The following is a 2583-nucleotide window of genomic DNA, read 5'->3' as shown; positions in this document are numbered from 1 at the left end:
GTTGTAGACCACCAGGCCGTAGAGCGTAGCACGCTCCAGCGCCGTCACCTGCGCMGCCTTTTTCTCCCAGTGCGGGTCCAGCAACTGCTTGGCTAAAAGATGTCCGGCCACCTGCTCTATCCAGGCCGGGTCAATGTTGGCAATGCCGCGGCCAAAAAGGCGTGTGGTTTCCACCAGTTCGGCCACCACAATCCAGCGGCCCGGCTTTTTGCTCAGGCGTGCGCCCGGGTGGCGGTAGAACTTGATCCCGCGCGCACCCAGGTACCAGTCTTCCTCGTCGCTCTTGCAGCCGATGTTGCCGAGCAGGCCGCAGAGCATGGACAAATGCAGCTGCTCATAGCTGGCGGGCTTGTCATTCAGAACCCACTTTTGTTCACCCACGACGGTATGCAGCTGCGAATGGATGTCGCGCCACTCGCGCACGCGGCGGATATTGACGTAGTTCTCGCGCAGCAGGTTCTCGTACTGGCGATTGGAGAGTTTGTGGTCGGTGCCGTGGCCGCCCCGCGCATCGCCGAGCCATTTCCACAGCTTCAGGTAACCACTGAACTCGCTCTTCTCGTCATCGAACTTGGCGTGCTGCTGGTCGGCCTGGGCCTGTTTGTCCATGGGGCGGTCGCGCACGTCCTGCACACTGAGCGCGCTGGCGATCACCAGTACCTCGTCGAGCGCGTTGCGGTCCTTGGCTTCCAGAATCATGCGGCCCACGCGAGGGTCCAGCGGCAGCTTGGCCAGCGTGCGGCCGACGCCGGTGAGCTCGTTGTCCTCGTCCACCGCGCCCAGCTCGGCCAGCAGCTGGTAGCCGTCGGCAATGGCGCGGCGCTGCGGCGGCTCGATAAAGGCAAACTCTTCCACATTGCCCAGGTGCAGCGCCTTCATGCGCAAAATCACCGAAGCCAGCGAACTGCGCAGGATTTCCGGGTCGGTAAAAGGCTGCCGGCCCTGGAAGTCCTTCTCGTCATACAGTCGTATGCAGATACCATCGGCCACCCGGCCGCAACGGCCGGCACGCTGGTTGGCCGCGGCCTGCGACACCGGCTCCACCATGAGCTGCTCGACCTTGTTACGAAAGCTGTAGCGCTTGACGCGCGCCGTGCCCGCGTCCACCACGTAGCGGATGCCCGGCACGGTCAGCGAGGTTTCGGCCACGTTGGTGGCCAGCACGATGCGACGGCCGCTGTGGCCGTCAAAAATGCGGTCCTGCTCGGCCTGGCTCAAGCGAGCGAACAGCGGCAGCACCTCGGCATTGCGTGTCAGCGGCTGGTGCGCGAGGTGCTTGCGTAAATGATCGGCCGCCTCGCGAATTTCTCGCTCGCCGGGCAGAAACACCAGGATGTCCCCAGCGCTGTGCGGGCTCAGCCAGAGTTCGTCGACGGCATCGGCAATTGCATCGTTCAGGTCGTGCTCGCGCGACTCCTCAAACGGCCGGTAGCGTTGCTCGACGGGAAACATCCGGCCCGACACCATGATCACCGGCGCAGGGCCTTTGCTGGACGCGAAATAATCCGCAAAGCGCTGCGCATCAATCGTCGCCGAGGTAATGACCACTTTCAGGTCGGGCCGGCGCGGCAGCAGCTGGCGCAGGTAGCCCAGCAGAAAGTCGATGTTCAGGCTGCGCTCATGGGCTTCGTCGATGATGATCGTGTCGTAGGCTTTGAGCAGCGGGTCGGTCTGCGTCTCGGCCAGCAGGATGCCGTCGGTCATCAGCTTGACGGAGGCGTCGCGCGAGAGCCGGTCCTGGAAGCGGACCTTGTAGCCCACCACGTCGCCCAGCGGCGTCTTCAACTCCTCCGCGATGCGCTTGGCCACGCTGGACGCGGCAATGCGGCGCGGCTGGGTATGGCCTATCAGCCGGCCCTGTCCGGCAGGGTAATTGAGCTTGCCGCGCCCCATGGCCAGCGCGATCTTGGGCAACTGGGTGGTTTTACCCGAGCCAGTTTCGCCACAGACAATGATGACCTGGTGGGCCGCCATGGCGGCGGTGATTTCGTCGCGTTTGCCCGAAACGGGCAGCGACTCTGGAAAGGTAATGGCGAGGGGAGACAAGGATGGAGGCGAAGAAAAAGGCAAGCAGTGCAGGATAAAAGCGGCAGCAGCGCTGCCAAAGCGCTCAATTATCGGGTGTTCCAGCCCGCAGCGGACCGGCTATGGTTATGGCGCCGCGATCAGGCCGCCAGCACAGGCAGGTCGACGGCTTCCCCACTGGTCTCGTCAAACCATGCAATGCGGCTCGGGTAGCTCAGCGCGGTGCGCGACATGCCTCGCCCTATGCTCACTGCCGAAGAGGCGCGCGCATCGGATTTGGAGACCCGCAGCACGCCAAGGCCGACCTCGGCAACCCAGCGCGTCTGCTGGTTCCCTACCAAATCACCCTCCAGTGTGGTGTTAAGCACCACCGGCCGCGCCAGGGCGGCCTGGACTCTGCGCGCCAGGTGGATCAGCTGGCCGCTGTCATGGCAATTGCGCATCAGCAGCAAAAAACCGTTCTCTTCCAGGCGCCCCATTTCCACATGCGCGGGTACGGTGCGGCGCAACCGGCCGGCACATACAAACAGTGCGTGGTTGGCGGCCGCATGGCCATAG

Annotated in this window: 1 protein-coding gene and 1 pseudogene; both read right to left on the bottom strand. The window is 63.9% G+C overall.

Annotation, left to right across the window (positions count from 1 at the left end; all coding sequences use genetic code 11):
- A partial coding sequence (gene hrpA / locus AC1D1X_RS20560) for an ATP-dependent RNA helicase HrpA (RefSeq protein WP_477699036.1) occupies positions 1–2046 on the bottom strand: 2046 nt, incomplete at its 3' end.
- A gap of 119 nt (positions 2047–2165) precedes the next feature.
- Positions 2166–2583 (bottom strand): annotated as a pseudogene (locus AC1D1X_RS20555) (GGDEF domain-containing protein); the annotation flags it as partial.

Source organism: Polaromonas sp. P1_G4, assembly GCF_056405475.1.
Note: the sequence above shows the minus strand (reverse complement) of the source record. Positions and strands in the feature narration are given on the sequence as shown.